At 61.6% G+C, this 5,044-nt stretch carries 5 protein-coding genes and 1 pseudogene; 3 read left to right on the top strand and 3 right to left on the bottom strand.

Translation table 11 applies throughout. The features are described from left to right. Positions 1-537: energy transducer TonB (locus B7449_RS17050; protein WP_048883893.1), on the top strand; the 537-nt coding region annotated here is incomplete at its 5' end. Positions 538-673: 136 nt separating this feature from the next. Here the strand turns inward: B7449_RS17050 and B7449_RS17045 are convergent. Together B7449_RS17045 and B7449_RS17040 are read right to left on the bottom strand one after the other, a co-directional pair. After that, positions 674-1,783 carry a glycosyltransferase gene (locus tag B7449_RS17045; RefSeq protein ID WP_039733447.1) on the bottom strand — a complete coding sequence of 370 codons (1,110 nt, stop codon included), beginning with the start codon at positions 1,781-1,783 and terminating at the stop codon, positions 674-676. A gap of 333 nt (positions 1,784-2,116) precedes the next feature. Beyond that, the gene (locus B7449_RS17040) at positions 2,117-3,487 is read right to left on the bottom strand and encodes an NAD-dependent succinate-semialdehyde dehydrogenase (protein WP_039733446.1); all 1,371 of its coding nucleotides are present in this window, start codon (positions 3,485-3,487) and stop codon (positions 2,117-2,119) included. 241 nt (positions 3,488-3,728) lie between these two features. Between B7449_RS17040 and B7449_RS17035 the strand changes: the two genes are divergently transcribed. Next, positions 3,729-3,935, top strand: coding sequence for a hypothetical protein (locus B7449_RS17035; RefSeq protein ID WP_039733445.1), 207 nt, complete (start codon positions 3,729-3,731; stop codon positions 3,933-3,935). Further along, complete coding sequence (locus tag B7449_RS17030; RefSeq protein WP_039733443.1) at positions 3,920-4,708, top strand: SDR family NAD(P)-dependent oxidoreductase; 789 nt, start codon at positions 3,920-3,922, stop codon at positions 4,706-4,708. The genes B7449_RS17035 and B7449_RS17030 overlap by 16 nt, the downstream gene beginning before the upstream one ends. Before the next feature lie 135 nt (positions 4,709-4,843). Here the strand turns inward: B7449_RS17030 and B7449_RS17025 are convergent. Next, positions 4,844-5,044: pseudogene (locus B7449_RS17025) on the bottom strand (hypothetical protein); the annotation flags it as partial.

Here is a 5,044-nt window from a genome sequence, read left to right as displayed (position 1 = left end):
CCACAGCCACAGCCACAGCCACAGCCACAGCCACAGCCACAGCCCACAGCCCCGGCCGCGCCGCGGGCGGAAGGGGGGCATGAGACCGCGACCAGCCGGCATGCCCCCGCCAGCGTGCCCACAGAATCCCCTAAGGGGACAGCAGGACATGCTGCCGCCCCACGCGCCACACCGGGCCCGCACGCGCAGGCAGTCCCTGTGCCCGCCACGCGACCTGCCAGCGCCCCGCCTGCCTCCGGACATGCGTCACCGGCCGCCCCGGCGGCCCGGCCCGTCTCTTCGTTACAATGCACGCCGCCCGCATGGCGTTATCCGGCCATGGCCCGGCACATGCATGAAGAAGGCACGGCGATGGTGGATCTGGTCATCGGGGCGCAGGGACAGGTGGCGCAGGCCAGCCTGCACAGCAGCACGGGCTATGATGATCTGGACAGGACCGCCCTTGCTGCCGCGCGCAACGTTCACTGCACGGCGGAAGGGGGCGTGACGGACGGCACGAAAGTCACGCTGCCGGTCATATTCCACCTGAAGGGATAGGGGCCGGTTCAGGTGTGTCTTTCACGCTGAGGGGCTGATAAACAGTAGCAAAGGGCACCCGGTCACGCCCTGTTTGAAAAAAGTGGTGGTCCCTGAATGTCTATGGAAAAGGCATCCCCGGAAACGGGTTCCGGTTTCAGGGCCGGGGACCGGTCGCCGCGTGGGTCAGGTGTTCCGCCCGGGTCATGGCCGTGGCAGCCTGTGCCGTTACGGTCTTCAGGTCATAGGTCGACAGGACGCGCTGCCGGGCCGCACCCCCCAGTGCGGCGCACAGGGCAGGGTTGTCATACAGCCGCAGCAGCAGGGTGGCGAGGTTCTCTGGCGTGGCGGGGTTCAGGAACAGGCCTGTCTGCCCATCCGTTACAATATCGGCCATCGCGCCCACAGGCGTGACAATGGAGGGGACGCCCGCCTGCATTGCTTCATGCAGGGCGATGCACAGCCCTTCGAAATGCGACGGCTGCACATAGCCATGTAGCCCGGCGCAATAGGCGAACGGATCGGTCTGGAACCCTGACAGCGTGACGTTGCGCAGCCCCAGTTCCGTGATCCGGGCCCGGAGCTGCGGGGCGAGGGAGCCTTCGCCACCGATATCAAGATGAATGCGGCACTGCGGTGCATGGTCACGCAGATAGGCCATTGTCTCGATCAGCAGGCCATAATTTTTCTGCTTTTCCAGTCGTCCCAGCGTGCCAAGGCGGAATATGCGCCCGTCGCCCGGTCCGGCCCATGGCGTGGCCTGTGGCATGTCGGGCTGTGCCGTAAACAGGGGCCAGGGAATGATGTCGCCTTCGGGGACATGCAGTTGCCGGGCCGTGCATTTCGCAACGAAGCGGGAATCCGCCACCCACAGGTCCGTCAGCCTGTGGGTGGCGCGCAGGGCCCAGCGGTTCCACGGGCGCAGATAGGCATTGTGCTGCCAGCTGACGACCGGCCTGCGCAGCGCGATGCCCGCCATCTGCCCATACAGGGTTGCGCGCGTCAGCGATGTCCAGATCAGGTCCGGGGCATGGCGGCGGATGGCGGCAAGGGTGGTGGGGAAACTGGCGAACCTGTCCGGATCGGGGGAAAGGATGTCATAAACGATCCCCGCTTCTTCCAGCCATGTCGTTGCATTGCCGGCTTTTCGCGCCAGGGCGAGGACATGAACGTCATGCCCGCAGCGGCGCATCTGCGCCACGACATCGGGCAGGGGGCGTTCAGCGCCGCCGCCATTCAGGCTGTTGATGATGTAGACAATGCGCATGCGACTGCTTCTTGCATGCAAAATATAAAAAATTAAGGCAGTTTATAATGGTGGATACATTTCATGTTGGTCTGGACATAAAATGTTTAGGTTTGTTACAGTAAGATACAATTAAATGAATGGCATATATTGGAATTTCTTCTGAAAAATGAATCTATGCCTGACTTGTTGCGTTCCTGTTTATTACATTACTTGTTCTGGAAATGAGGCATAGAGCTGCCTGTGTCGGTGCCTGTGGGCCGACAGGGCAGATGTTATCAGGCGAAGTCAGGTAATCCGGATGAAAAGGCCGCCCCCATGCTGAAACAGGGGGGGCGGCCAGATCAGGCTGTATCAGGGCGTATGGACCAGTTTACGGTTCAGGAATTCCTCAATACCGAATTCCGAAAGTTCACGACCATAACCGGAGTTCTTGATACCACCAAACGGCAGGTCCGCAGCCGATGCGGTCACGGCGTTGACGAACACCATGCCGGTATCGATCCGCGCCGCCACGCGACGCCCGCGTTCCACGTCATTGGTGTGGATGGAACCGCCAAGGCCGTAGGGCGAATCATTGGCCATGGCGATGGCTTCATCCTCGCTGTCCACGGAATGGATGATGGCGACCGGGCCAAAGATTTCCTCATAGAAAATGGGGTTGTCCTTGGTCATGTGGGTCAGGATCGCGGCCTTCATGAAAAAGCCCTCGCGGTCGATCGGCTTGCCGCCCGCAACCAGCGTCGCCCCGTGCGATACGGCCTTTTCCACCTGTGACACGGCACGTTCCATGGCGGCCTGGCTGCTCATCGGGCCGTGGGTGACACCCTGTTCCAGCGGGTCGCCATACTGGAATTCATTGACGGCGGTCTTCAGGCGCTCGGTGAATTCCGCCACCAGAGATTTGTGGACGATCATGCGCTTGGCGGATGTGCAGACCTGACCGTTATTGGACATGCGGCCGCGGATGGCCATGGGCATGACCTTGTCCAGATCGGCATCGTCCAGCACGATGAACGCGTCTGAACCGCCCAGTTCCATCGTGCTTTTCTTCAGCGCCCGGCCAGCCTGCGCCGCCACGGCGCTGCCCGCGCGTTCGCTGCCGGTCAGGGCGACGCCACGCACTTCCGGGCGTTCGATCAGCTTTTCCGACTGGTCATTGGTAATGAACAGGTTGGTATAGGCGCCTTCGGGCACGCCCGCTTCACGGAACAGGGCTTCGAACGCCTCCGCGCATTGCGGCACGCTTGGCGCGTGCTTGACCATGACGACATTGCCCGCCATCAGGTTGGGGGCTGCGACGCGGGCCAGCTGGTAATAGGGGAAGTTCCACGGTTCCACACAATAGATGATGCCCAGCGGTTCGCTGGTCACGGTTGCATGGCCCTGCGACACCGGCAGTTCACGCGGGGCGAGGAAGGTTTCGGCCTTTTCCGCGTAATAGGTAAGGATGTCGGCGGACAGCCCGATTTCGGCAATGGCCTCGGGCAGGATCTTGCCCATTTCAATGGAAATCAGGCGGGCATGCTTTTCCTTGTCCCGACGCAGGATGTTGGCGGCCTTGAGGATGAGCGTGCGGCGCTGAGCGATCGGGCGGTGCCGCCAGTCGCTTTCCCAGAACTGGTGGGCGGTGGACAGCTTCGCCAGCATTGCCTTGTCGTCATGCAGGTCAAAGACCTTTTCCGTCTTTCCCGTGGCCGGGTTGATGGTGCGATAGGGACTCATGGTGTCATGTCCTTCGTGGTTGGTTCGCAGGTCGTCGCGTCATTACCGGACGGAAGTTTGCGTTTCCTCAACGCGGCAGCAGGTTGTCTGGTTATGGACCCTGCGGGCAGGGACGACCTGTCTGGGGAACGCTCTCCTCATCGTGACTATATCCACACGTATATTGTCAATGTGCGCCAGACACAGGGCAGGGGCACACCAGCAGGGATGTCCGCCCCCGCACGCGCCCGCAGCCAAGGCAGTGAATGACGTTGTGGGCAATGCCATCCCCGCATGGTCATCACGCGGGTTTGAACACCATGTCGCCAGAATGGACAGCACGGACCGCGCCGCCGGTCCGTTCATGCCGCATGGCGGCCGCCGGGCCGGTTGTATGGGATATGGTCTGGTGTACGATGCGGCCCGTTTCCAGATATGGCAGAAGGAAAGATCATGCACATTGACCTGACGGGCCGCACGGCCATTGTAACGGGATCAACCGGCGGCATCGGGCTGGCCATTGCACGGGGACTGGCCGCAAGCGGGGCGGGCGTTGTGGTGAATGGACGCAAGGCGCCTGCGGTGGAGCGGGCGGTGCGGGACCTGTCCGCCCTTGGCGCAGGAAAAGCCACGGGATTTACGGGTGACCTGGGCACGGCGGCGGGGTGTGCTGCGCTGGTGGCTGCCCACCCGTCATGCGATATCCTGATCAATAATCTGGGGATTTTTGAACCAAAAGATTTTTTCGATACGCCGGATGAGGACTGGAGCCGGTTTTTCGAGGTGAATGTCATGTCCGGCGTGCGGCTGTCGCGTGCCTACCTGCCGGGCATGAAGGAGCGGAACTGGGGGCGGGTGGTGTTCATATCCTCGGAATCCGCGCTGAACATCCCGGTCGAGATGATCCATTATGGCTTCAGCAAGACGGCGCAGCTGTCCGTGGCGCGTGGCCTGGCGGAACGGATGGCGGGCACCGGGGTGACGGTAAATTCCGTGCTGCCGGGACCCACGCTGTCCGAAGGGCTGGCGGACATGCTGAAGCCGGAACAGGAGAGGACGGGCAAGCCGCTGACGGAAGTTGCGGCGGAATTCGTCATGGAACACCGTCCTTCCTCCATCATCCGTCGCGCCGCGACAGTGGATGAAGTGGCGAACATGGTGGTTTACCTGTCGTCCCCGCAGGCTTCCGTCACCACGGGGGCATCTGTGCGTGTTGATGGCGGGGTGCTCAGTACGATCTGAGGATCGGGTTTTCCGTTGTTAATGGATGGAAAAACAGAAGGATTTTCCGGACGCCGCCTTTTTTGAAAAGGCGGCGTTCTTTTGTGTTTTTTGAAAAAAGCATCACCAGAGACGTCTTCCTGATGTCCCGACAGGTTACTGAAACGGGCTGGCGGAATAGGATGGCGAGGTTGTATAGCCCGCCGCCGGGACCGGCATGGTCGGCGTGGGGTAGCCGGATTGGCGGGTGGCTGGCGTGGTATAGGTCGGGGTGGACAGTTTTTGCGCCGCGACGGAGGAATGTGCCGTAAGCGTGCCAGTGCCAGTGCCAGTGCCAGTGCCAGTGCCAGTGCCAGT

Origin of the sequence: Komagataeibacter intermedius TF2 (assembly GCF_000964425.1) — a bacterium.
Taxonomy (GTDB): domain Bacteria; phylum Pseudomonadota; class Alphaproteobacteria; order Acetobacterales; family Acetobacteraceae; genus Komagataeibacter; species Komagataeibacter intermedius.
The sequence above is the reverse complement of the archived record's forward strand: the minus strand, read 5'-3'. Positions and strand labels throughout refer to the sequence as shown.

Coding starts and splice junctions, on each gene's coding strand:
- B7449_RS17045 (WP_039733447.1), bottom strand. CDS start 1,783: ATGCGCATTGTCTACATCATCAACAGCCTGAATGGCGGCGGCGCTGAA.
- B7449_RS17040 (WP_039733446.1), bottom strand. CDS start 3,487: ATGAGTCCCTATCGCACCATCAACCCGGCCACGGGAAAGACGGAAAAG.
- B7449_RS17030 (WP_039733443.1), top strand. CDS start 3,920: ATGCACATTGACCTGACGGGCCGCACGGCCATTGTAACGGGATCAACC.